The following is a 24,648-nucleotide window of genomic DNA, read 5'->3' on the forward strand; positions in this document are numbered from 1 at the left end:
CGTGGTCGGTCGTCTCGATGGAACGTCGCCCCCCCCAAAGGACTCTTTTTCGAGCCTGTCCGCGGCTACATAGATGACATCGGCTTTTGCAGCGGCCTGGATCGGGATTTGACGCAGCGACCGCCGCGCCAGGACATCGTCCCTTACGATCACATGTGTTCGGACCGCTTCTTCTCTTTTCGGCCGGACGAGAGCGGCAGCTCACTGGGCAGCGTCGAGGTGAAGGAGGCACTGGTCTACGATCAGTACATGCGCGGCGACATCGACTTCACGGGCTTCAGGGTGACCGTCTCGCTACGAGAGCAGGCCTACCAAGCCTATCTGAGTCATGTCGGCTTGATGCGGCAACCTGAGCTGCGCGATCGCGAGTCCTGGGATGGCCGCCTTCTCTTCCGCATCCCCTCGCGTCCTTTCGCGTTTCCCATGCCGCGCGGAAACTCCGGTCCGTGGACGTTCGGAAAACGGGTGGTCGACCCATTGCAGGTGATCGCTCGGTTCGCCTTCGACGAGATCGAAATCCAACGGCTGCGTGACGACCGAGGCCGCCGCGTGACCATGGGCGAGGCTGCGTGCGACAGGGATCCCGGCTGGCAGGCGCCCTTGCGTCTGCGGGCCTGACGCGCAGCGCGCCTCAGCCACGCACCACGCCGGCCCGCGCCTTCAGAAACTCGCGCGCAACGATCAGCTTCTGCACTTCGGTCGCGCCTTCGTAGATGCGCAGCGCGCGGATCTCGCGGTAGAGGCTCTCCACGATCTCGCCCTTGCGGACGCCGCGGCCGCCGAACATCTGCAAGGCGCGGTCGATGACGCGCTGGGCGGTCTCGGTGGCGGCGAGCTTGGCCATCGCCGCCTCGCGCGTGGTCGGCAGCTTCTGCACGTCGCGGCGCCAGGCCGCGCGGTAGGTCAGCAGCGCTGCGGCATCGGTCTCGGTCGCCATGTCGCCGAAGGCGGCCTGCGTCATCTGCAGGTCGGCCAGCGCGCCGCCGAAGATCTGCCGGCTCGAGGCATGCGCCTGCGCCTCGTCGAGGGCGCGGCGACCGAAGCCGAGGGCCGCAGCCGCCACCGAGGCACGGAAGATGTCGAGCGTCTGCATCGCCAGCTTGAAGCCGCCGCCGGGCGCGCCGAGCCGGCGGCTGGCCGGGATGCGGCAATTCTGCAGGCGGAGCGTCGCCAGGGGATGCGGTGCGATCACCTCGATGCGCTCGGCTACGGAGAAGCCGGGGTCGTCCGGGAAAACGACGAAGGCGGAGATGCCGCGTGCGCCGGGCGCCTCGCCGGTGCGGGCGAACAGCGTGTAGACGTCGGCGATGCCGCCATTGGAGATCCAGGTTTTCTCGCCATCGAGCACGTAAGTATCGCCGTCCAGCCGCGCCGCGCAGGCCATCGCGGCGACGTCGGAGCCCGCCTCCTTCTCGGACAGCGCGAAGGCCGCGAGCCACTCGCCGGAGCGCACCTTGGGCAGCACGCTGGCACGCAGCTCCGGCGAGCCGCCGAGCGCGATCGCGCCGGAGCCGAGGCCCTGCATGGCGAAGGCGAAATCGGCGAGGCCGTCGGCATAAGCGAGGGTTTCGCGCGACAGGCAGATTGCGCGCGAGTCGATCGCGGTAGCGTCCGCGTCCGGCGCGACGACCGCGCTGTCGAGCAGCCCGGCTAGGCCGAGCGCACGCACGATCTTGCGGCAGGCGGCATCGACGTCACTGTGATCGACATCGTTGAGGCTGCCCGAGCCGACGAAGTGATCGAGCGCCTCGCACAGCCGATGATGCCGCGGCTCGAAGAACGGCCAGTCGAGCCAGTCGCGGGGGATCACCTTGGCCGATGCACTCATGATGGACCTGTCCGCCAGATTATTTTAAGTATAAAATAATTGGCGATCGATCGGCTTGTCAAGGTTCCGGCAGCGTCATCCGCGACCCGCCGCGTCCGGTGCGCTTCACTCCGCCGCCTTGCCGAGCTTGCCGAACACGCGCGTCGGCGCCGGGAAGCCGCAGGACGTGCCGTCGGTGATCTTGACCTGATCCTCCCACGGCAATCGATAGGTGCCGGCGACCATGTCGTGCATGAAGGTGTAAGGGCAGTCCATCGCGCCGCCTTTCACCGCGACATAGCCGCGGTGCCAGAGCTGGTAGATGTTGTTCTCGACGCCCCAATTGATGCGGGCCTCGCGCACGAGATCGGGGCGCACCTCGGCGGTGATGATCTCGTCGGGCCGCCCCGTCGTGCCGTGCGCGAGAATGCTGCCGTCGAAATTGACGATCATGCCCTCGCCCATGGAATCGAACGAGCCATCGGAGCCGCACATGCAGACATTGGCGGTGACCATCAGGTTCTGGAACGCGTTGGCCTGGTTGGTGAAGCGCCAGCTGTCGCGGATCGGCGCGGTGTAGCCGGCGGTGCGGATCATGATCTCGGCGCCCTTGTAGGCGCATTCCCGCGCCATCTCCGGGAACATGCCGTCATGGCAGATGATGAGTGCGATCTTGGCGCCACGCGGTCCCTCGATCACGGGGATGCCGAGATCGCCGGGCTCCCATGGCTCGACCGGAATCCACGGATGGAGCTTGCGGTAATACAGCTTGATGTCGCCGTGGTCGTCGATGATCAGACCCGAATTGTAGGGGTTGCCGTCGGGGTTGTGCTCCATGATGGAGAAGCAGCCCCAGATCCTGTTGTCGATGCAGGCCTGCCTGAAGGCTGCGACCTCAGGCCCGTCGCGCCGGCACATGATCTCCGGATTGGTGTCCATCGACAGGCCGTGCAGCGAGTACTCGGGGAAGACGACGAGATCCATGGTGCCGAGATTGCGCCGGGCCTTGCCGACCATCCAGACGATCTTCTCGGTCTGCCGCGCGAGGTCCTCTTTTGTCGCGACCACGGGAAGCTGAAGCTGCACCAGCCCGATGACCACGCCGTTGTCGGATTTGTTGAGACCGCCTAAGCCGTTCATGCCGGACCTCCCAGAATGTCGCCGCTGCGCGAGACGTTGCCCAAGACAACCACGATTTCACGAGAGCCGCGCGCCGATATTTCAGCCCGCGATTTGCCGCTTGCGGAGGCATACCCCGCCGGCGTTTCGGGAGTCAGATGACGGATGATCGTTGCAGACGCGCTTGGAACCGCGTCAGCGCGCGGCCGAAAACGGCCGCATCACCGGTCGCGCGCGCCAGCACCAGTGCGCCCTGGATACCGAGCACCACCTCCTCGGCGCTATCGGCGGCCTGCGCCTCCGGCCAGCCGCCGCGGACCAGCGCCTCGCGCAAGGCCTCGATCCAGCGCGTGAAGTAGCTGGCGATGGCGGCCGCGAAACGATCCCGCGTCTCGTCGAGCGCAAACGCCCCGACGAGGCAGACGCGGCGGCCGGAGCGGAAGTAGCCGTCGACGCCGCGCCACATCCGCGGGATCGACTGCTCCGGCGGATCATCGCGCAGCGGCGCATAGATCTCGCGCTCGAACCAGGCGTCGACATGCGCCAGCACCGCGCGCCCCATCTCGTCCTTCCCGCCTGGAAAGAAGTGATAGAGGCTGCCTTTGCCCAGTCCCGTCGTCTCGGTGATCCGGCTGAGCGAGGTGCCCTCGAAGCCGAACTCGCGGAACACCTCGGCGATCAGCGGGATGACGTCAGCGCGCTCGTTGAGCGTCCGCATGGCTCTGCCTGCTTCAAAGTCCCAATTCGGTCAGGCCGGGATGATCGTCCGGCCGGCGCCCGAGAGGCCAGTGGAATTTGCGATCGTCCGCCTTGATCGGCAGGTCATTGATGCAGGCGTAGCGGCGCTGCATCAGCCCCTGCGCATCGAACTCCCAGTTCTCGTTGCCATAGGAGCGAAACCAGTTGCCGCTGTCGTCGTGCCACTCATAGGCGAAGCGCACCGCGATCCGGTCGTCGCTGTGGGCCCAGATCTCCTTGATCAGGCGGTAGTCGAGCTCCTTGGCCCATTTGCGGGTGAGGAAGGCGACGATCTCGGCGCGGCCGGTGATGAACTCGGCCCGGTTCCGCCACCGGCTGTCGGGCGTGTAGACCAGCGACGCGCGCTCGGGGTCGCGGCTGTTCCAGCCATCCTCGGCCATGCGCACCTTCTGGGTCGCGGTCTGCAGCGTAAACGGCGGGGCGAGAGTGCTCACGGGACATCTCCTTGTGTACCAACTCGCATACTCTGTACCGATTGGTACAGATCGTCAAGCCGCTTATGTCGAACGGAGCGCCCGACACAAGCTCGGCCGTACGCAATCCGCGTCAACGCGCGAAGCCTATGCCTGCGGTGCCCCTCTACCGAATGCGCGCGCCGCGACAGTCAGAACCCTTGTGTGCTCAGCGGAAATTCGATGTTCTGCTAAGGGAACCGACCGCGCCGCGGGGGCGACACGGTCCGCCGGCTACACTTTTGAGGATATCGGACATGTCGATGCTCACGCCGCACGGCGAGTGCCTGCTGTGGACACCTGAGCTGATCTGGGTGAACACGGTCTCCGACATCCTCATCTCGTTCGCCTTCTTCACCATCGCGTTCGTGCTCGCCTTCATCGTCTATCGCCGCCGCGACTTTCAGTTCAGCTACATCTTCTGGGCCTTCGCGCTGTGGGTGTCCGTGTGCGGGATGACACGCCTCATCGAGGTGCTCACGATCTGGGTTCCGGCCTACAGCCTGGAGGCGGCCACCAAGGGCTTCCTGGCTTTCATGTCGGTCGGCATCGCCTCGGCGCTGCTGCTGATGCTGCCGCGGGTGCTGACGATGCCGTCCCGCGCCGAGTTGCGGAACGCCTATGCGCAGCTCGAGGAGGAGACGCGGCAGCGGCGCACCGCCGAAGCCATGGTCAAGCGCTTCCAGGAGATCGAGGCCACCGAGGCGCAGGTGCGGCAGGCACAGAAGATGGAAGCGATCGGTCAGCTCACCGGCGGCGTCGCCCACGACTTCAACAACATCCTGACCGTGATCACCGGCACCATCGAGATCCTGGCCGACGCGGTGAAGGACCGTCCGCAGCTGGTGCAGATCACCAGCCTGATCAACTCGGCGGCGGCGCGCGGCGCCGATCTGACGAAGCACCTCCTGGCCTTCGCCCGGCGCCAGCCGCTGCAGCCGCGCAGCGTCGACATCAACGGCATGGTGGTCGACACCGCCCGCCTGCTGCGCCGGACGCTCGGCGAGCAGATCGAGATCGAATCCATGCTGGCGCACGATTCGGCGCCGGCCATGATCGACCCCAGCCAGCTGTCGACCGCGATCCTGAACCTCGCGCTCAACGCGCGCGATGCCATGCCGGACGGCGGCAAGCTGACCCTGGAAACCAAGAACGTCCTGCTCGACGCCGCCTATGCGCGCATGAACCCGGAGGTGATCCCCGGCAATTACGTGATGATCGCGGTCAGCGACACCGGGGAGGGCATCCCCGCCAACCTGCTCGACAAGGTGTTCGAGCCGTTCTTCACCACCAAGGATGTCGGCAAGGGCGTCGGCCTCGGGCTGAGCATGGTCTACGGCTTCGTCAAGCAGTCCAACGGACACATCAAGATCTACAGCGAGCCGGGGCACGGCACCTCGGTCAAGCTGTACCTGCCGCAGGCCAATACCGATGCGGATGCGGCACTATCGACCGTCAGCGCCGAGGGCATGGAGCGCGGCGACGAGACGATCCTGATCGTCGAGGACGATTCGCTGGTGCGCGAATATGTCATCGCCCAGATCAAGCGGCTCGGCTACACCACGCTCGCGGCCAGCAAGGCCGACGAGGCGCTGGCGCTCATCGATAGCGCAGCGCGGATCGATCTTTTGTTCACCGACATCATCATGCCCGGCGGCATGAACGGCCGCCAGCTCGCGATCGAGGCGCTGAAGCGGCGTCCCAGCCTCAAGGTGCTGTACACGTCCGGCTATACGGAGAATGCGATCGTCCACCACGGCCGCCTCGATGCCGGCCTGCTGCTGCTCACCAAGCCGTATCAGAGCGCCGATCTCGCACGCATGCTGCGGACCGCACTGAACTCTTGACCGTGCGATGCGCGACGCATGATCCGGCTTGCGGGCACGCGCGTTTCCGGGCGGTGATGCGCACCTTCTTGCGGAGCTGAGGGACTTGAATGGCTGAGATGTTTTCACGCGGGCTGGCCGCCGTGCAGGCCTATGCGTCGGCCGATGACCCGCAGTCCGACATCGCCGCCAAGGTCGCGTTGGTCATCGTCTCCAACCAGCCGTTCTATCCGCTCTATCTCCATGCCACCGTGGGCACGGCGGCGTGGCCGGCCTGGCTGACGCTGCTCACGGCGCCATTGTTCGCCAGCGCGCCTATGCTCGCGCGGCGCAATCCGTTCGCCGGCCACGCCCTGATGGTCCTGACCGGCACGGTCAACACGGTGTTCTCCGTCAAGCTGTTCGGCGTGCAGAGCGGCGTCGAGCTGTTCTTGCTGCCTTGCGCCCTGCTCGGCGCGCTGCTGTTCCGGCCAGCGGAGCGCCTGATGTCGTTGCCTTTGTTGGGACTGCCATTCGTGTCCTATCTGCTGATCGATCCCCGCCTTGGCGAGCCGCTGATGAAGGTCGCCGACTCCAATTTCGCGTCGCTCGTCGCGATCAACGCGACCAGCGTCGGCGCGCTGACGGCCCTGATCGGGATCCTCGCTGCCGCACGCATGGCGGCGCAGTAAGGCGCAGCAAGCCCGCCTCGTCCCTGCTCAAGACTTCGACGCCCAGATCGGCCCTGGCGCGCCGCCGCTGCGGCGGCGGTGCCACATCTGGTCGTAGAGATCCTGCAGCGACCGGGCATAGGCGGCAGCGTCGAACAGCGGCGCGGCCAGCCGGTTGCGCCAGAGCCTGGCCTTGGCCGCCTGCAGCAGATCCGGCTCGGCGGCGAGCGTCAGCGCCACCGCCAGATAGTCGGCCTCGTCCGATGCAATGAGCTCGGGACATCCGACCGCATGTAACAGGCTGCCGGCGACCCGCGAGGCAAACGTGTCCCCGGCGCAGCTCACGATCGGCACGCCAGCCCACAGCGCGTCGCTCGCCGTGGTGTGGGCGCCATAGGGCGCGGTGTCGAGCACGAGATCGGCGAGCTGGAGCCGGCGCAGATGCTCGCCTTGCGTCGTTTCCGGCGCGAACACCAGGCGACCGGGCGCCACGCCGCGCCGAAGCGCCTCGCCGCGCAGATTGCCCTCGGCCCGATCGGACGCCAGCAGCCACAGCACGCTGTCCGGCGTCGCGTCGAGCAGGCGGCACCACAGGTCGAACACCGCGGGCGTGAACTTGTAGGCCTGGTTGAAGCAGCAGAACACGATGCCGGCGTCCGGCAGGCCGACCTCCGCACGGGTCGGCGCCGGGCCCAGCGCTGCCCGGCCGTGCGGCTGGTACGAATGCGGCATGTAGGCAAAACTCTCCGAATAGTCGGCCGCAACGGCCAGCGGTGTCATGAACGGATCGGTGATCATGTAGTCGCAGATGCCGCCGCCCAGCGTCCCGGGATAGCCGAGGAAATTCACTTGGACCGGCGCCGGATGCAGCATCAGGATTCCGGTCCGGGCACCGCGCGTATAGCCCTTGAGGTCGACCAGAATATCGATCTGCGCGGCATGCACCGCGGCTGCGGCGGCGCTGTCGCTCAGCGCGGTCACGTCATGGAAGCCGTCGAAGACGGCGTGCAGCCGGCCCCGCATGGCGCCGCGATCGTCGGCACCGAATGAGAAGGCGTGCAGCTCGCAGCGATCGCGGTCATGCGCCTCGAGCGCTTCGATCAGCAGATGCGCCGTGGCGTGGTCGTGGAAGTCGTTTGAAAGGTATCCGACACGAAGCTTGTCGCGGAATGTCAGATCGAAGCGAAAATCCAGCCGCGCCCGCTCGGCGCTGCTGGCGGCGATCCGGTCGCGGGTCCACAACTCGGAGCAAAGGCGATGCTCGCCGGCGCTCATGCCGGGCACCGAGAGCAGCAGGAATGGCGGAATCTGCCCCGATCGCGCCTGCGCCAGCGACAGCCGGGCATCGGTCGACGACCGGGCGAAATCATCCCAGGCACACATGCCGCGGTCGCGCCCGAGCGATATCATTCAGGTCCATCCATGGCGGAGGCTGAAATCAGACCCAGCAAGTCCTGCGCCAGACCCCGGTCGGCAGATGATATGGAGACGCGCTGTGACAACTCCCTCGCTGTAGCTCGGGCGCCGATCGCGCCGCGGGAATGACGCGCTGTGTCCGAAGAACTACGCGGCCGCCATCTGCAGGTGCGACGGCCGGGAGGAGGCTCCGTGATGGCTCATATTGTAGTTGATGTTCGCCGGCGGTTGCGACGGCGCCTGGCGAGCGACGAAATAATCCTCGAGCTCGGCGACCGCACGGCTTTCCCATTCGGCGGCCTGCGTCAGCAGCGAGTCGCGCTGATGCGGGCGAAATGCCGCGGTCTGGCGGTACAAGGAGGCGATGGTCCGATAGCGCCTTACGTTCTCGAGAACCGCTTCCCCGTTCATGATGCACTCCCCTCTCCGTCCTCCAGGACGCGCCGAAGGTGCACGTGCGCGCTTTGCGAAATCGTTAGCGGGCGGGACAGCGTGTCCGGATGGTTGGCGAATCGTTGCCTAACGCACTGCGGCGGATTGTCCGGTTCGTGGAAAGAGGTCGGTATCAGTTGACCGCCCATCCGGATTTACAATGATTTAAGGTTAAGACCATACGCGCAGAAAGTGACGCCGTCACAGACACCTACGATCACGAGTGTTGTAGTTGGACTACAGCCTAGTCGGCCGAATTGTGAGAAAAGCTTGTCTCAATGTTGCTGAAATTCATTGAGGATTGTGACCGATGAAGACCCTTGCCTCAGCCGTCTCTTTGCTCCTCGCCAGCTCGCTCGGCGCATTCGCCGCGGATCTGCCGGCCCGCTACACCAAGGCTCCTCCCCCGGCCGTGATCTACAATTGGACCGGCTTCTACTTCGGCGGCAGCGTCGGCTACGGCTGGGGCCGGTCGAACTTGAACACGACGCTGGACCAGACCAGCAGCTGGGCGGTCGAAGGCGCCGCCTTCCAGAATCAGTTCGTCAACATCAGCAACAACCGGCTCAATCCAGCCGGCGTGCTCGGCGGTCTGCAGGCCGGCTACAACTGGCAGAGCGGCGCCGGCGTCTTCGGCATCGAGGCCGACATCAACGGATCGGACCTCAACAAACGGACGGTCTACACGGCAGCCAACCCGCCCACGACCCGCACCTTCAACGAGAGCATCCGGAACGACTGGTTCATGACCCTGCGCGGCCGCGCCGGCTACGCGGTCGATACGACGCTGTTCTACGTCACCGGCGGTCTCGCGGTCGGCAATGTCAAGGGCAGCTGGGATCTGACCTCGGCAAACGGCTACACCAAGACCGCCTCGGCCAACGAGACGCGGGTCGGCTGGACGGTCGGCGCCGGTTTCGAGCATGCGTTTGCGCCGAACTGGACCGTCAAGGCTGAATATCTCTACACCGACCTCGGCAGCATCAACTACACTTCGGCCTACGTCCCGGGCAGCACCTTCGCCCCGCCCGGCTCGAACTACGTCGAGCGCCTGTCCCAGGACTTCTCATTCCACACGGTCCGGGTCGGCGTGAACTACAAGTTTGGTGGCCCGGTGGCCGCGCGTTACTGATCGCCGTCATCCATAGCGACGCCATTCAAGGAAAAGCCTCGGCCCAGTGCCGAGGCTTTTTTGTTGGGGTCTAGGGCGGGTCAGGCCGCCGCGATCGCCGCCCGGAAGCGCCGCAAGGTCAGCGCCAGGACCACGGCGCCGATGGCGGCGACCGCAGCGAATTGCGGCCACACCACATCGATGCCGGCGCCGCGATAGAGGATCGACTGGGCGAACGACACGAAATGCGTCGACGGCGACGCCTTCATGATCGTGGCGAGCCACACCGGCTGGCTTTCCACTGGCGTCATCCCGCCCGACAACAGGTTCATCGGCACGGCGACGAGGATATAGAGCAGGCCCAGCTGGGGCATCGATCGCGCGATGGTGCCGAGAAACGACCCGACGGCGGTCGCGAAGAACAGATAGAGCACGGTGCCCACCATGAACAGCGGGATCGAGCCCATGATGGGCACGTGCAGGTACCACCGCACGACGGCATAGAGCGCGATGGCGACGGCGACCGCGATCACCAGCGCGTTGGCCCAGATCTTCGACATCGCGATCTCGAATGGCGACAGCGGCATGACCAGCAGATGATCCATGGTGCCATGCTCGCGCTCGCGCACCAGCGCCGCGCCGGCCAGGATGATCGCAAGCATGGTGACGCTGTTGATGATGCCCATCACGCCTTCGAACCAGGCGGTCGTGACATTGGGATTGAACGCGATCCGCGTCACCAGATTGACCGGGGAGGGCGAGGATGTCTCGGAGCGGGCCACGAACCAGGCGACCTCGGTGTTGATGATCTGCAGCGCATAGCCGGATCCGATTCCCGCCTGGATCATCGCGGTCGCATCGACGTTCAGCTGCACCGACGGCCTCCGCCCGGCAAGGACGTCGCGCTGGAAGTTCGGCGGGATGTCGAGCACGAACGTGAAGCGGCCGCTGTTCATGAGCCGCTCCACCTCGCCCTGGCTGATGTAGACAGGCGGCTGGAAGTAAGGCAGCTGGAATACGCTGGCGATCCGACGCGACAGCTCGGAGCTGTCCTCATCGACGACGGCGATCGAGGCGCGATGCAGCTCCTGCGAGCTGCTCTGCGCCTGGCTGATCACCGCCACCGTGAACGAATAGATCACGAGCCCGATCAGCACGACGTCGCCGAACAGGCTGCGCAGCTCCTTGGTTCCGAGCCAGAACACGTTGGAGAGCGAGCGCATCATGGCTCACGCCTCCTGCTTCGGCAGCATCGCCAGGCTGAACCCCGTCAGGACGGGAATGAAGATCAAAAGGATCAGGATGTCGGCGCCGACATCGGCAAAGCCCAGCCCCTTGGTGAAGGTGCCGACCGCGATCGGGCGGTAGTACGTCATCGGGAAGACCATGCCGATCAGCTTGGCCACACCGGACAGCGACGACACCGGGACCAGCATGCCCGAGAACTGCGTGGCGGGCAGCACGGTGAGGATGGCGGTCCCGAACAGAGCCGCAATCTGAGTGCGGCAGAAGGTCGAGATCAGCATGCCGAAGCCGGTGGTGGTGACGACATAGACGAACGTACCGACCATCAGCGGCAGAAGGGCCCCCTTGAGGGGCACGCGGAACAGGACCGTCGCCATCACATACATCAGCACGAAGTTCACCAGCGCAACGGCGATGTAAGGCAGCTGCTTGCCGAGCAGGAATTCGAGCCGCGTCACCGGCGTGACATAGAGATTGGTGATCGACCCCAGCTCCTTTTCGCGCACGACCGCGAGCGCCATCAGGATGGCCGGAAACAGCGCGAGCAGCAGCGCGATCGTGCTTGGGGCCATCGCGTAGATGCTGTCGAAGGATTGGTTGTATTTGAACCTGATCTCGACATTGACCGACGAGGCCGGCAACGGCTGCGTCGTCTTGACGGCGGGATCGGAGAGATAGAGCTGATGCGTGCCCTCGAGATATCCGCGAATGGTTTCGGCGCGGAACGGCATCGCGCCGTCGATCCAGGCCGACACGAAGGCCGGCCGGCCGCGCTTGATGTCGACACCGAAGTTCGGCGGGATTTCGATCGAGGCCTTGATGTCGCCGCTCTTCATCCGCCGTTCGAGCTCGGCATAGCCCGCGAGCGGTGGCCTTTCGACGAAATAGCGCGAGCCTCTGAGCTCCGACAGATAGGCACGGCTCTCCGGCGACTGATCGCGATCGAGCGCGGCGAAGGTCAGGTTGTTGACGTCCGTGGAGATGCCGAAGCCGATCACGATCATCAGGAACGCCGTTCCGAACAGCGCGAACATCAGCCGGATCGGGTCTCGGATCAGCTCGAGACCTTCGCGGATCGTATAGGCGAGCAGCCGCCGCAGACTGAGGGCGGCCTGCCCCCGGTCGTCCTGCGGCCGATCGACGAGACGCGGATCGGGCTTCGCCTGGGTCAGCGTGACCGGCGGATCGGCGACGCCGGCATCCTGCTCGAGGAAGGCGATGAACGCCTGCTCCAGCGTCTGCGCGCCCTTGGCGCGGATCAGCCCGTCCGGCGTATCGGTCGCCAGCACCCGCCCCTCATGCATCAGCGACAGCCGGTCGCACCGCGCCGCCTCGTTCATGAAATGCGTGGAGACGAAGATCGTCATCTCATCCTGACGCGAAAGTTCGATCAGCAGGCGCCAGAACTGATTGCGCGCGACCGGATCGACGCCCGACGTCGGCTCGTCCAGGATCAGCAGATCGGGTCCGTGGACGATCGCCACCGCGAGCGACAGGCGCTGGCGGATGCCGAGCGGAAGATCGGCCGCGAGGCTGTCGATATGGTCGGTGAGGTCGCAGCGCTCGACCAGTTCGGCAATCCGCTTCCCGGCAGCGGCCAGCGGCAGATGGAACAGCCGCGCATGCAGCACCAGGTTCTGCCGCACCGTGAGCTCGCCATAGAGCGAGAAGGCCTGTGACATGTAGCCGACGCGGCTGCGCGATTCATGATTGCCGGCCTCCATGGAGCGGCCGAAGATCAGCGCCTCGCCTTCGGTGGGCGGCAGCAGCCCCGTCAGCATCTTCATCGTCGTGGTCTTGCCGCAGCCGTTCGAGCCGACGAAGCCGAAGATCTCGCCCTTGCGGATCTGGAAATTCACGCGGTCGACCGCGGTGAAATCGCCGAAGCGGCAGGTCAGGTCGCGCGCGACGATCACGGTCTCTTGGCTGCCGTCGAGCTCGGACTTCGCCGGCATCTCGGCCCGGTCGCGCGCCGGGCGGTCGGGCAGCAGCGCGACGAACGCGTCCTCGATCGACGCCGCCTTGGTCTGCGCCTTGAGCTCCGCCGGCGTGCCGGTCGCGAGGATGCGCCCGTCGTTCATCGCGATCAGCCAGTCGAAACGCTCGGCCTCCTCCATATAGGCGGTCGCGACGATGACGCTCATGTCCGCCGCGCTGCGCGCGCGCAAGCGGTCGATCAGGTCCCAGAATTGCCGGCGCGACAGCGGATCGACGCCGGTGGTTGGCTCGTCAAGGATGAGAAGATCGGGATCATGGATCAGCGAGCAGCACAGGCCGAGCTTCTGCTTCATGCCGCCGGACAGCTTTTTCGCCGGCCGGTCGGCGAAATCGGACAGCGCCGTCGCTTCCATCAGCTCAGCGATGCGCCACTCGCGCTCGGATCTCGACTGGCCGAACAGCCGGGCAAAGAACGCGATGTTCTCGCGCACGCTGAGATCGGGATAGAGATTCTTGCCGAGGCCCTGCGGCATGTAGGCGATCCGCGGACACACCTGGGTGCGGGCGCGCCGGTCCGCCATGTCGACGCCGAGCACGCGCGCTTGGCCGTCCTGGATCGCGCGCGCGCCGGCCAGGATCGACAGCAGCGACGACTTGCCGACGCCATCGGGACCGATGAGCCCGACAACGCGGCCGGCGGGAATATCGATCGAGACATCGTCGAGCGCGACGACGTCTCGATAGCGCTGCGAGACGTTCCTGACGATCGCGACCGGAGGCGCATCGCCGATCGTGTCAGCCGTCATGGCGACACTTGCAGACGCGCCGGCCATGCGACGTCCGGATTCCACCGGACATACGCCACGCCCGGCAACCCGCTCCTCACGGCATCGGCGTGCGCGGCCAATCTGTCCTGATCGACGCGCACACGGATGCGAAACATCAGCTTGTCGCGCTCGCTCCGGGTCTCGACCGTCTTCGGCGTGAACTGCGCTTGGCTCGCCACGAACGACACTTTCGCCGGGATCGGACGATCCGGATAGGCGTCGAGCACGATGCGCGCCTCGGTGCCGATCTTGACCTTGCCGACCTCCTCGGTCGGCAGGAACACGTCCATGTAGACATAACCGATGTCGAGCATGGTGAAGATCTTACCTCCGACGGCGAGGACTTCGCCGACGTTGGCGAGACGATATTGAATGCGGCCGGGCTTCGGCGCGATCAGGGAGTTGTCGGCGATCTGGACGGTGTAGAGCGCGACGTCGTGACGAACCGCTTCGAGCGCGCGTTCGGCTTCGAAAATTCGCGCCTGCGCGCCGGCGAGGCCGGCGGTGGCATTGTCGAGCGCCTGCTGACGCTGATCGGCCAGCTCGCGTGTGGTCCAGCCGTTCTGCAGCAGGCTGCGCGTGCGCTCCATCTCCTGCTCGGCGAGCGTCTTGTGCGCCTGCAATTGCGCGAGATTGGCGCGGGCCTGATCGACGACGTGCTGCGCCTGCTCGGCCTGGGCCTGCGCCTTCGACAGCGACTGCTGCAGCTCCTTCGTGTCCATCCGCGCCACGATCTGCCCGGCCTCGACGCGATCACCGATATCGGCGCGCAGCTCGGCGACGCGCCCGGCAAATTTGGTCGCGATGTCGATCTGGTCAGCCTCGATGCGACCGTTGCTGACGCTGATGCCGAGCGGCAGCGGCGGATGCAGCCGCTGCCACCAGACATAACCGCCACCGCCGGCGACTCCGCCGGCGAGCACGAGCAGCAGAAGCGGCCACAACGCCCACCTGCGCCGCGGCTGATGGGACACGGGAACAGGCACCGCCGACGCGGGAACGACAGCGCCGGGCTCAGCACGCACGTCCTGAACGGGCCGGATGTCGCTGACGAGCTCGGATTCCTGCTGATTCATTCCAAAAACGCCTTCGTCGCTGAAGCAGGCGTTCCGTTTGCCATACGCACGCAGAAATCCGTTGACGCAGCTCAATCGCCATCAGGCGGCACGCGCCGGCGGCTCAGCCAGCCAATCACATTTCAGTTATGGCGTTGGTTGATGCTCAAGCGTTCATCAGGGGCTGAACGTCGCGAGCTGTGCGGCGAGCGCCTCGCGAACGCGCGCGACGACGTCGGCATAGTCACGTCGCGCATCCTGGCGGAACAGCCGCACGCTCGGATACCACGGACTGTCGTCACGGCCGAGCAGCCAGCGATAGTCCGGCGTGAAGGGCAGCATGATCCAGGTCGGCTTGCCCAGCGCGCCGGCCAGATGCGCCACGCTGGTATCGACGGTGATGACGAGGTCGAGATTATCGATCAGCGCCGCTGTATCGACGAAGTCACCGATGTCAGCGGTGAGATCGAGAATGTCGTCACGCGCGGCGAGTGCGGCCTTGTCGGACGGCCGAGGCTCCTTCTGCAGACTGACGAACCGCGCGCCGATCTCGAACAGCGGCGCGAGCGTCGGCAACGGCATCGAACGGTTGTGATCGTTGAGATGCGCGGGGTTGCCGGACCAGACCAGGCCCACCCGCAAGCGGTCATGCGGACCAAGTCGCTGTTCCCAGATCGCCCGGCGCGCCTCGGGAGGGCGCGGCAGATAGCACGGCGCGGCAGGGATCGTGTCGAGCCGAGTGTCAAACGCGAGCGGCAGGCTCGACAGCGGACAGTGATAGTCGATGGCAGGCAACGCATCGATGCCGCGGGCACGACACTGCGCCACGCCATCCAGGCCGGACAGAAGCGGCTGCAGCGGCGCGTCGACCTCGAGCACGACGCGCGCGCCCTGCGCGGCCACCATTGTGGCGTAGCGCGAAAACTGGATCGTGTCGCCGAGCCCCTCGTCGCTATGGAGCAGGATCGTCTTGCCGGCGAGGGGCGCATCCGCAAGCCACAGCGGCGCCTCGAAGCTGCGCTCGACGAAGCCGACGGCGCGACATTTTCGTCCCCATTCGCGCGCCGCCCAGCCACGGGCGAAGTCGCCGGTCAACAGCCGGAACAGCGCCGCGTTCCAGTGCGCATCGGCCAGATCAGGCTTCAACGCGACGGCGCGATCGAAGCTTTCGAACGCCTCTGCGAAGCGATGCAGCTCGGCCAGCGACGTGCCGCGATGATTGTGGAAATCCGCGGTCTGCGGCCGGAGCGCGATCGCCTTGTCGAACATGGCGACGGCGTCATCATGACGGCCGAGGTTCTGCAGGATGCATCCATAGCCATTGGCGAAGTCGGGATTGTCAGGCGCCAGCACCTGCGCGCGATGGCCGAGAGTCTCGGCTTCCTGGTAGCGGCGCAGCCGCCGCAGCGCGATGCCCTTCAGGTACAGCACGCCCGCCTGATCCGGCATCACCGCCAGCGACTGCCCGAAGCGCGAGATGGCCTGCTCGTAGTGGCCAGCATCGAAATGAAGCGCTCCGGCCTTGTTGGCCGCCTCGACATGATCTGGCTTGAGCTGTGCCATCTGATCGAAGGCCAGCGCCGCCTCGTCACGCCGGCCCTGGGCTTCGAGCACCTCGCCGAGACGAAACCACGTCGCGGCACGATCGGGCGCGAGCTGCAGCAGCCGATCGCAGGCCAGCGCCGCCTCGGCGTGCCGCTCCCTCAGTTGCAGCAGTTCGCCAAGCGCATCCCAGCTCTCCACCGCATCCGGCTGCAGCTGCAGCGCGCGATCATAGGCCTTGATCGCTTCATCGACGCGGCCGGAGTCCCGCAGCGCCTGCGCCAAGCCGACGAAGGACTCCGCTGCGGAAACGTCCTGCCGAACGGCGCGGGCAAACCACTCGATCGCATCATCGGCGCGCTTGAGCGCCAGGCAGACCCGGCCCATCGCACGTAGCGCGTCGATGGAAGCCGCGTCCAGCGTCAGGGCGCGGCGGCACGCATCCTCGGCCTGCTCGAGCTGTCCGGCGCGCAGCAGCCGCAAGGCGGCGGCACACAGCGCATCAGGCGTATCGCTGTGGCCCATCGATCCGGATTTGACCGGGGGCTTGCCGGCGGGCCGGCGCGGCTTGTGCTTCATCAGGGGATCTCTGCGCTCGTGCTGCAAGCGGTAGATGATTCCCCGATGCGCGGAAAGATTGCGTCGGCGTCAGGAGACCGGTGCCGGCGCCAGCGGCACCGCCTCGAGGCCGCCGAAGCGACGCTCGCGGCCGCGGAACGAGGCGAGCGCCTGCGCCAGATCTGCGGCATCGAAATCGGGCCACATCCGCTGGGTGAAATGCAGCTCGGCATAGGCGCCTTCCCAGAGCAGGAAATCGGACAGGCGCTGCTCGCCGGAGGTGCGGATGATCAGGTCGACGTCGCGCAAGCCGGCTTCGCCCGTCACGAGGTCGGAGAACGCCGCACGCGTCAGGCCGTCGATCTCGCGGGCTTTCGTTGCGGCCTCGAGGATCGCGTCGCGCGCCGAGTAGTCGACGGCGATGCGCAGGTGCAGGGTGCTGCCATTGCGGGTTGCCGCTTCGGCCCGGCCGATGGCGTCGGCGATGCCGCCGGGCAGTCGGTCGCGGCGGCCGATCACCGTGAGGCGGACGCCGTTGCGCACCAGCGACTCCACCTCGCTGGCGAGATAGACCCGCAACAGCGCCATCAAGGCGGCGACCTCGGCCCGCGGGCGTCGCCAATTGTCGCTGGAGAACGCATACAGCGTCAGCGTCCCGATGCCCTGGTCGGGCGCGGCTTCGACGACGCGACGGATCGCCTCGACGCCCGCCTCGTGCCCGCGCAGCCGCGACAGGCCCTTGCGCGTCGCCCAGCGGCCGTTGCCGTCCATGATGATGCCGACATGCAGGCCATCCGACACAGCAGGCGATTTCGGTTGCAGACTACTTTGCATTGCAAAGCTCCAGGTCAAAAAAATGCGATGCGCGATTCAGACGCGGCCGGGGATCAGGCCGACCGACGATGGCGTATGCTCCTTGCCGGCAGCGGCCGCAGCGTCGCGGACGAGGCGCTCGAGCACGGCGAGATAATCGAGGAAGCGGCGGCGTCCCGCCTTGGTCAGCCGACAAGTGGTGTGAGGGCGATTGCCCTCATAGCCCTTGGTGACCTCGACGAGGCCGGCCTCCTGCAGCACCTGCAGATGCCGCGACAGATTGCCGTCGGTCAGTCCGCAGAGCTGCTTGAGGTCGGCAAAAGCGAGACCCTTGGGGTGCGCCATCAGCGAGGTGAGCAGGCCGAGCCGGGCCTTCTCGTGGATGACGCGATCGAGGCCGTCATAGGAGAACGGCGCGCTGCCGTCAGTCTTCGACATCAGACTCTCCGGTCGCAAAATACAGAATGCCCGCCATCAGCCCCTGTCCGATCGCGAACGGAAGCCCCATCGTCCATGGCGACAGCGCATGCGTGGCGCTGCCCACCAGCAGCACCGCGAAGCCGGCCAGAAAATAGAACGCGCCGGCCAGCGCCACCGTGCGCGGCAGCGAGCGCACCGACGCGAACACGCCGAGCGACATCAGGATCTGCCACAGACCCGGCAGCATCCACAGCGCCTCCGGCGCGAACTTCCACAAGAGCACCGCGAGCAGCACGCCAGCGATGCCCGCCGGCAGGAACTGCTCGACCGCCTGGTGGATCATCGCGTCCGCAAGGCCGGAATGATGCCGGCGCGACCGCGCCCGCATCTCGAACCATATCATCGTCAGCGAGACACAGGCTGCCGCCGCCCATCCGAGCAGGAACGTCCACGCGTCCGCCGTCGGGTCGCGCAGAAACAGCTGCTGAAGCAGTGCCGTGACCAGCGCAACGGCCGAGGTCGCGGCCATCGTCGCCGGCCCGTAGCCGCGAAATGCCGTGCCCGCCGCAAGCTGGCTGCGGATCGCAATGATGTCCGCCAGCGCCTTGTCGAGGTCGCGCATGTCTCACCTGAAGCCGGGACCGGCTCGTTCAACTTTGCAATACAAAGTATATACGAACGCAAAGTCGATGCAAGCCCGCGCGAACCCGGAGCGCGCCTGCGTCAGCCAATCGGCCGCGCGTGCCGAGTTCGGTCGAGGGTGTCAGTAATACGAATAGCGGTGCACGCGGCGCGGCGGCGGCATGTCGACATAGACCGAAGGGCCGCGGCGGGCAGGATCGAACGCGACGCGCGGATTGATGCCACAGCCTGCATTGCGCCCGGAGGCGCTCGCCCGGCACTGCTCGAAGGTGTGATAGGAGCAGTCGCCGGGATAGCCGACGCCCCGGCCTTGCACGCACCAGGGATAGTCGTAACCGCCTGCGGAGGCCGGCGCGATACCGCCACCAAGTGCAACGCCGACGAGGCCGGCTGCCATCATCATCACCTTGCGCATGATCTGTTCCTCTTCTGGCCGGAGGGTTGCACCACACCGGCATGGTCAAAAAACGACAAATCGGCGAAACGGATCACCAACCAAGGCAGTGACGTGTCGCATGCGCGGCACGCCGCCTTCAGCCCTCTCCTCCCGTCTGGCGGGCCGGCGCCGCATCGAGAACATGTTGCGGCGGCCGACCAGCGATTGCGTCGCTTCGTCGTCCTATTCGACCTTCAGGCCGGCGAACTCGACGACCTTCTTCCACTTCTCGGTCTCGGCGACGATCTGGGCGCCAAACTGCTCCGGCGACTGGATCAGCGGCTCGCCGCCGAGGTCGACCAGACGCGCCTTGATCTCTGGCTCGGCCAGGATGACGTTGACCTGCTTGTTGAGCTTCTCGATGATCTCCTTGGGCGTGTTCTTCGGCGCGCCGATGCCGAACAGCGCGCTCGCCTCGTAGCCGGGCACGGTCTCGGCGACGGCCTGGACGTCCGGCAATTGCGGCGAACGCTGCTGGGTGGTGACGCCGAGCGCCCGCAACGAGCCGGAGCGGATGTGCTGGATGATGGAGGGCATGTTGTCGAAGATGACCTGCACCTGGCCGCCGAGCATGTCGGTGATTGCGGGCGCCGCGCCGCGATAGGGCACGTGCTGCATCTTGGTGCCGGTCATCGCCATGAACATCTCGCCCGACAGATGCACCGAGGTGCCGTTGCCGGACGAGGCCATGTTCACCTTGCCGGGGTTCTCCTTCAGGTAGGCGATGAACTCGGCGACGTTCTTGGCCCCGATGTCCTTGTTGACGGTCATCACGTTGGGGACGCGGTTGAGCGAGGCCACCGGCGCGATATCGCGAACGAAATTGAACTTCAGGTTGGTGTAGAGGCTCGCATTGATGTAGTTGGCCGGATTGACCAGCAGCACGGTGTGGCCGTCGGCCGCCGCGTTCACGACGGCATCGGTGCCGATATTATTGCCGGCGCCCGGCTTGTTCTCGACGATGAACTGCTGACCGAGCGTCTCGGACAGCCGCTGGCCGATCAGCCGCGCCAGGATGTCGGTCGCGCCACCCGGAGGATAACCCACCACGAAGCGGACCGGACGGGTGGGATAGTCGGCCGCGGACGCTTTGCCAACGGCAGCGATGGACGGAACGGCGGAGGCGATCAGACCAAGCGCGGTACGACGTGAAATCATGCGTTTCCTCAGGCATTATCGTTGAGCGGAGGCTAACGAGCCGCCGGGATCGAATGTAACAGAGTGCCGCGATGGCGGCGAGATCGATATCCAATCAGGAGGGAAGAGCCCCATGCCGATCAAGGTCGATGCGCTCGATCATCTGGTCATCAATGTCGCCGACGTCGACCGCACGACGGCGTGGTACCAACAGGTGCTGGGCATGACGGTCCAGGTGTTCGATCCCGGACAAGGCAAGGTGAGGCGCACGTCGTTGCTGTTCGGGAACCAGAAGATCAACGTGCGACCGAAGGACGCGGACAAGGTCGACTGGTTCACGGCCGGCCATGTGGCGGCCGGCAGCGACGACCTCTGTTTCCTCACCACCAGCACCCCAGACGAGGTGGTGGCGCATCTCACGGCGCTCGGCATCGCTGTCGAGGAAGGTCCGGTCGCCAAGCAGGGCGCACGCGGCACCCTGCGCTCGGTATATTGCCGCGACCCCGACGGCAGCCTGATCGAGATCTCCTCGTATCAGGATTGAGCCGAGGTCGCGCCGAGGTCATTTCGTCACGGTCTCGCCGCTCTTGTCCATTTTCGCGACGATCTCGCTGCGCGACCAGCCGGTCAGTTGCGCGAGATCCGTCGCCTGCGTGGCGAAACGTGCGGCGAGACTGTCCCGGTAGGTCTTCGCAGCGGCACAGGACGCCTCGCCGCGCCAGGGATGGTGCTGGACATAGCGGCCCTGGAAATTGCTGCGGTCCTTGGTCTCGGCGAAGACGATGTCCTCGGGGAAGGACTTCGCATCGTAGCGCACGTGCAGCCGGGTCACGAAGGCGTTGGCTCCGGCCGTGCCCCGGCGGAGGCTGAAGGCGGTGTCATCGTCGCTGCCGATCCAGCGCGCGCCGAGCTCGACCAGCTCCTTGTTGCTCATCGGATCGGCGGCGCAGGGATCGCACCACGCCATGTCCCAGGCATATTCGACGAACACCGCCTGCATGTTCTCGCGCGCGACGGCCCGCTCAAACAGCGCCTTGTAGAACGGCCCGAACTCGTCCTTCACATAGAGCGGGACATCGATATCGGATGGGATCTTCACCGTGCGATAATTGGCCGCCTCGATGCGGCCACTCCTGGTGAGTGCATAGATGATCAGGTCCTGCGGTCCCCTGGCGTTGACCGTGCCGAGCCGCAGCGGCACCATGAACTTGAGACTCTGGTACCGCACCTGCAACGGCCGCAGGGTGCCGTTGCCGATGTTCTTCATCCGCTCGACATTGACCTTGGCGACGAAGAATCGCATGCCCTGCCTGATATAGCTGCCGAGCACCGCGTCCGCGCCCTGCGGAATGCGATAATTGTTGTCGGTCAGCCAGCGCGTCAGCCCGTCGCTCTCCTGCGCCGACAGGATCAGCACGTCGTATTCGGCGACGTCGTAGCTGGCCTCGACGGTGACGCCATAGTTCCGCCGGGCCATCTCATAGACAGCGCCTGCCATCATCGGCGCCGCCGGCATGGCCCGCGCCGCAACGACGACCGGCGCGCATGGATCGGCGTCATGATATTCGACCAGCCGCGGCGCGGTGTATTTGTCGAGATGGTCGATCGTCTTCGGCTCGACCACGCCGATCTGCTTGCGCTCGATGAAGATCGGCACGGGGACGACCACCGCGAACTCCTTCACGTCGCCCTCGAAGTCGCTGGCCATCGTGATCGCAGTCTGCTCGCCATCGCGGGCAAGCACGACCTTCGATGACTGGTTGAACAGTTTTGCATCCGCCTGGGCGACATAGAAGCCGCAGAACGCATTCGCCGGCGCCATCGCCGCGTTCGCCAGGGTCGCGGTGGCCGCGACGCCGGTGCGGAAGAGCTTGCTGTAACGCAGGGTCATGTCGACACTCCTTCGGGAACGGACGAACGCCAGGAAAAGCGGGTCTCAGGGACGAGTCGGTCGAGCAGCAGCGTGAGCGGCGACAGCGCGATCAGCGACACGTAGAGCGCCGGCCGCATCTGCAGGACGAAGGTGAGGTAGTACGCAGCGACCGCAACGCTCAGCGCGAACAGCAGCCGGCCGACGCGCGAGTCCGGCGAGGTGCGCGGGTCGGAGATCATGAAGAAAGTGAAGATCAGCAACGAGCCGCTCTGCAGCTGATGCACGGGGATCGCCAGGGGATCGCCGAGCCAGGCGGCGCGCAGCAGCAGCAGTGCGGCATGGCTGGCGAAGAAATAGACTGCGATGTCGGCGCGCCGGGAGGCGCTGAGCACCAGGATCGCGAAGAAGCCGGCGAGGCTCGCGAACCAGATCTCCGTGCCCCATTGGCCGGGCGAGATCCACACGCCCTTGGAGTTGAACAGCAGCACCACGATCGCCAGCCCCGCCGGGTTGAACACGTGCTTGCCGTCGATGCGCAGCACGAATTTCGAGCCGATCGCGATCATTGCCGCTGCCGCATGCAGCCACAGTGCATCGGCGCGCAACAGCAGGCTGAGCGACAGGCCGGTGATCAATGGTGACTTGAGATCGAGCGGGGCGCCGGAGATGCGGCAGCAGGCCGCCTGCGTGAGCAGCGCCGCCGCGACCGCGATCACGCTCGCTGCGGGACGCGTGCCGAAATCGATCACGGCGAAATTGATCGCGAGCAACGTCGCCAATGCCGCGATCTGGAAATAGCGGGCATCGGGCAGCCGCCATGATCGTGGCTCGGCCTGCATGCAAACCTCCGGGCGTGTCTTGCCGCGCCATTGGTCGCCCGCGAACGGAGACGGGTTCAATCCCGATTTGATCGCAGCGACGCAAGGTGGCAGAAGATGACGACGAGAACGAAGCGGCCGGAGACAGGCCGTACTCAAGAACGACGGGAGCGAAGATGAAGGGAACGACGATGGCAGCGGGCACCGTGACGCCGTTCGACGGCATGGACGTGCCCTGGCTGTTGAAGCTGCGCAGCGAGACCCGGCGCGACCATCCGTTCCTGATCTCCGCGCCGTTCGATGCACCGGCGCGCCGCTGGACCTACGGCGCGTTTCACGAACGTGTCGGCGCCTTGGCGGCCGGTCTGGTCAAGCGCGGCGTCAAGCCTGGCGATGCCGTGCTGATCCATCTCGACAATTGCATCGAGGCGATGCTTGCCTGGTTTGCCTGCGTCGAGCTGGGCGCGCTCGCCGTCACCACCAACACGCGCTCGGCGGCCGCCGAGATGAGCTACTTCGCCGACCATTGCCGTGCGGTGGCCGCGATCACCCAGCCGGCCTATGCCGAGATGATCTCGGCGCATTGCCGCGATCTCAAGTGGATGGCCGTGATCTCGCACGATCCGGGTCAGGCGGAGGCGTCGGACGTCGGGCGAGGCGAGCGCTTCGAATCCCTGTTTGCCGACAGCGCCGACCGACCGCGCCGTCCGGCCGATCCGCTGGCGCCATGCAGCGTGCAATATACCTCGGGCACGACGTCTCGGCCGAAGGCGGTGCTGTGGACGCATGCCAACGCGCTGTGGGGCGCCAAGGTCAACGCCGTCCATGAGGACCTGCATCAGGGCGACGTGCACCAGACCTATTTGCCGCTGTTCCACACCAACGCGCTGGCCTACTCGATGCTGGCAACGCTCTGGGTCGGCGCGACCTGCGTGATTCAGCCGCGCTTCTCGGCGAGCCGGTTCTGGAGCGTGGCGCTCGAGCATGGCTGCACCTGGACCTCGACCATTCCGTTCTGCATGAAGGCGCTGCTCGACCAGGAGGTGCCGAAGCATCACAAATTCCGGCTGTGGGGTACGGCGATGTCCGAGCCGCCCGCCTTCGCCAAGTTTGGCATCAAGATCATCGGCTGGTGGGGCATGACCGAGACCATCACCCACGGCATCGTCGGCGAGGTCGACCAGCCGAACACGCCGATGTCGATCGGCCGCGCCGCGCCGGAATACACCATCCGCATCACCGACGATGACGGCCGGCCGACCGAAGTCGGCGCCACCGGCAATCTCGCCATCAAGGGCGTGCCCGGCCTGTCGCTGTTTGCGGAGTATCTCTACAATGAGGAGGCGACGCGGACGAGCTACGATGCCGACGGCTTCTTCCTCACCGGCGACCGCGTCACGCGGCTGGAAAACGGCGTCATCAAGTTCGGCGACCGCACCAAGGACATGCTCAAGGTCGGTGGCGAGAACGTCGCGGCGTCCGAGATCGAGCAGGTGATCATCACCGTGCCCGGCGTGCGCGAGACCGCCGTCGTCGCCAAGAAGCATCCGATGCTGGACGAGGTGCCGGTTGCGTTCGTCATCCCGCAAGCCGGGGTCGCGCGCGAGGAGCTAGCCGAGAAGGTGCTGGCCGCCTGCCGCGCCGGCCTCGCCGACTTCAAGGTGCCGCGCGAGGTGAAGCTGGTCGACGAGATGCCGCGCTCGACCCTGGAGAAGGTCGCAAAGGCCGAGCTGCGCAAGTTGCTGGATTGAACCGAGGTTGCGACACGCGGT

23 protein-coding genes are annotated in these 24,648 nt (G+C 66.0%); 6 read left to right on the forward strand and 17 right to left on the reverse strand.

Translation table 11 applies throughout. The features are described 5' to 3' along the window. The first annotated feature begins 108 nt into the window (after nucleotides 1-108). Entirely contained in the window at nucleotides 109-618 is a 510-nt protein-coding gene (locus tag QX070_RS05085; protein WP_315735453.1) for a hypothetical protein, read from the forward strand. 13 nt (nucleotides 619-631) lie between these two features. On the opposite strand, the gene QX070_RS05090 is transcribed toward QX070_RS05085, so the two are convergent. The 4 genes from QX070_RS05090 to QX070_RS05105 form a co-directional block, all read right to left on the reverse strand. Then, nucleotides 632-1,828 carry an acyl-CoA dehydrogenase family protein gene (locus QX070_RS05090; protein ID WP_315735455.1) on the reverse strand — a complete coding sequence of 399 codons (1,197 nt, stop codon included), beginning with the start codon at nucleotides 1,826-1,828 and terminating at the stop codon, nucleotides 632-634. A 105-nt stretch (nucleotides 1,829-1,933) separates the two neighbouring features. Then, on the reverse strand, nucleotides 1,934-2,947 hold the full coding sequence (locus tag QX070_RS05095) for a formamidase (RefSeq protein WP_315735457.1): 1,014 nt from the start codon (nucleotides 2,945-2,947) through the stop codon (nucleotides 1,934-1,936). Nucleotides 2,948-3,080: 133 nt separating this feature from the next. Then, entirely contained in the window at nucleotides 3,081-3,644 is a 564-nt protein-coding gene (locus QX070_RS05100) for a TetR/AcrR family transcriptional regulator (RefSeq protein ID WP_315735459.1), read from the reverse strand. 13 nt (nucleotides 3,645-3,657) lie between these two features. Then, the gene (locus QX070_RS05105; protein WP_315735461.1) at nucleotides 3,658-4,119 is read right to left on the reverse strand and encodes a nuclear transport factor 2 family protein; all 462 of its coding nucleotides are present in this window, start codon (nucleotides 4,117-4,119) and stop codon (nucleotides 3,658-3,660) included. 275 nt (nucleotides 4,120-4,394) lie between these two features. On the opposite strand from QX070_RS05105, the gene QX070_RS05110 reads away from it, so the two are divergent. Both QX070_RS05110 and QX070_RS05115 read left to right on the forward strand, forming a co-directional pair. Continuing rightward, entirely contained in the window at nucleotides 4,395-5,984 is a 1,590-nt protein-coding gene (locus tag QX070_RS05110) for an ATP-binding protein (protein WP_315735463.1), read from the forward strand. Nucleotides 5,985-6,073: 89 nt separating this feature from the next. Further along, nucleotides 6,074-6,634, forward strand: coding sequence for a hypothetical protein (locus tag QX070_RS05115; RefSeq protein ID WP_315735465.1), 561 nt, complete (start codon nucleotides 6,074-6,076; stop codon nucleotides 6,632-6,634). Nucleotides 6,635-6,661: 27 nt separating this feature from the next. Here the strand turns inward: QX070_RS05115 and QX070_RS05120 are convergent, their stop codons facing one another. Next, nucleotides 6,662-8,023: a UDP-N-acetylglucosamine-peptide N-acetylglucosaminyltransferase gene (locus QX070_RS05120; protein WP_315735467.1), complete on the reverse strand. Its 1,362-nt coding sequence runs from the start codon at nucleotides 8,021-8,023 to the stop codon at nucleotides 6,662-6,664. A gap of 153 nt (nucleotides 8,024-8,176) precedes the next feature. Then, complete coding sequence (locus tag QX070_RS05125) at nucleotides 8,177-8,440, reverse strand: hypothetical protein (protein WP_315735469.1); 264 nt, start codon at nucleotides 8,438-8,440, stop codon at nucleotides 8,177-8,179. A gap of 331 nt (nucleotides 8,441-8,771) precedes the next feature. Here QX070_RS05125 and QX070_RS05130 point away from each other — a divergent pair, with 331 nt between their 5' ends. Continuing rightward, entirely contained in the window at nucleotides 8,772-9,593 is an 822-nt protein-coding gene (locus QX070_RS05130; RefSeq protein WP_315735470.1) for a porin family protein, read from the forward strand. An 80-nt stretch (nucleotides 9,594-9,673) separates the two neighbouring features. On the opposite strand, the gene QX070_RS05135 is transcribed toward QX070_RS05130, so the two are convergent. From QX070_RS05135 to QX070_RS05175, 9 genes are all read right to left on the reverse strand, one after another. Continuing rightward, nucleotides 9,674-10,798 (reverse strand): ABC transporter permease, encoded by a 1,125-nt coding sequence (locus QX070_RS05135; protein ID WP_315735472.1) that lies wholly within the window; start codon nucleotides 10,796-10,798, stop codon nucleotides 9,674-9,676. 3 nt (nucleotides 10,799-10,801) lie between these two features. After that, nucleotides 10,802-13,561 carry a ribosome-associated ATPase/putative transporter RbbA gene (rbbA, locus tag QX070_RS05140; protein WP_315735474.1) on the reverse strand — a complete coding sequence of 920 codons (2,760 nt, stop codon included), beginning with the start codon at nucleotides 13,559-13,561 and terminating at the stop codon, nucleotides 10,802-10,804. After that, nucleotides 13,558-14,658 (reverse strand): HlyD family secretion protein, encoded by a 1,101-nt coding sequence (locus QX070_RS05145; protein WP_315735477.1) that lies wholly within the window; start codon nucleotides 14,656-14,658, stop codon nucleotides 13,558-13,560. The genes rbbA and QX070_RS05145 overlap by 4 nt, the downstream gene beginning before the upstream one ends. Before the next feature lie 156 nt (nucleotides 14,659-14,814). Beyond that, nucleotides 14,815-16,758, reverse strand: a complete 1,944-nt coding sequence (locus QX070_RS05150; protein WP_315735479.1) for a tetratricopeptide repeat protein — start codon at nucleotides 16,756-16,758, stop codon at nucleotides 14,815-14,817. Between the two features lie 69 nt (nucleotides 16,759-16,827). Then, nucleotides 16,828-17,571, reverse strand: a complete 744-nt coding sequence (locus QX070_RS05155; RefSeq protein WP_315735481.1) for a di-trans,poly-cis-decaprenylcistransferase — start codon at nucleotides 17,569-17,571, stop codon at nucleotides 16,828-16,830. Nucleotides 17,572-17,607: 36 nt separating this feature from the next. Next, complete coding sequence (locus QX070_RS05160; RefSeq protein WP_315735483.1) at nucleotides 17,608-17,988, reverse strand: transcriptional regulator; 381 nt, start codon at nucleotides 17,986-17,988, stop codon at nucleotides 17,608-17,610. Further along, nucleotides 17,975-18,592 carry a hypothetical protein gene (locus QX070_RS05165; RefSeq protein WP_315735485.1) on the reverse strand — a complete coding sequence of 206 codons (618 nt, stop codon included), beginning with the start codon at nucleotides 18,590-18,592 and terminating at the stop codon, nucleotides 17,975-17,977. Before QX070_RS05165 ends, QX070_RS05160 begins: the two co-directional genes overlap by 14 nt. A 141-nt stretch (nucleotides 18,593-18,733) precedes the next feature. Next, nucleotides 18,734-19,027: a DUF3551 domain-containing protein gene (locus tag QX070_RS05170; RefSeq protein WP_315735488.1), complete on the reverse strand. Its 294-nt coding sequence runs from the start codon at nucleotides 19,025-19,027 to the stop codon at nucleotides 18,734-18,736. A 204-nt stretch (nucleotides 19,028-19,231) separates the two neighbouring features. After that, entirely contained in the window at nucleotides 19,232-20,206 is a 975-nt protein-coding gene (locus QX070_RS05175) for a tripartite tricarboxylate transporter substrate binding protein (protein WP_315735490.1), read from the reverse strand. Between the two features lie 112 nt (nucleotides 20,207-20,318). Between QX070_RS05175 and QX070_RS05180 the strand changes: the two genes are divergently transcribed. Next, a complete protein-coding gene (locus QX070_RS05180) occupies nucleotides 20,319-20,729 on the forward strand; it encodes a VOC family protein (protein WP_315735492.1) in 411 nt (136 codons plus the stop codon). A gap of 18 nt (nucleotides 20,730-20,747) precedes the next feature. On the opposite strand, the gene QX070_RS05185 is transcribed toward QX070_RS05180, so the two are convergent. Both QX070_RS05185 and QX070_RS05190 read right to left on the reverse strand, forming a co-directional pair. Further along, entirely contained in the window at nucleotides 20,748-22,076 is a 1,329-nt protein-coding gene (locus QX070_RS05185; protein ID WP_315735494.1) for a DUF2330 domain-containing protein, read from the reverse strand. After that, nucleotides 22,073-22,897 (reverse strand): RnfABCDGE type electron transport complex subunit D, encoded by an 825-nt coding sequence (locus QX070_RS05190; protein WP_315735496.1) that lies wholly within the window; start codon nucleotides 22,895-22,897, stop codon nucleotides 22,073-22,075. Before QX070_RS05190 ends, QX070_RS05185 begins: the two co-directional genes overlap by 4 nt. Before the next feature lie 155 nt (nucleotides 22,898-23,052). Here QX070_RS05190 and QX070_RS05195 point away from each other — a divergent pair, with 155 nt between their 5' ends. After that, nucleotides 23,053-24,627, forward strand: coding sequence for an AMP-binding protein (locus tag QX070_RS05195; protein WP_315735498.1), 1,575 nt, complete (start codon nucleotides 23,053-23,055; stop codon nucleotides 24,625-24,627). Nucleotides 24,628-24,648: the final 21 nt, after the last annotated feature.

It is taken from the genome of Bradyrhizobium sp. SZCCHNR1093, from assembly GCF_032381175.1.
Taxonomy (GTDB): domain Bacteria; phylum Pseudomonadota; class Alphaproteobacteria; order Rhizobiales; family Xanthobacteraceae; genus Bradyrhizobium.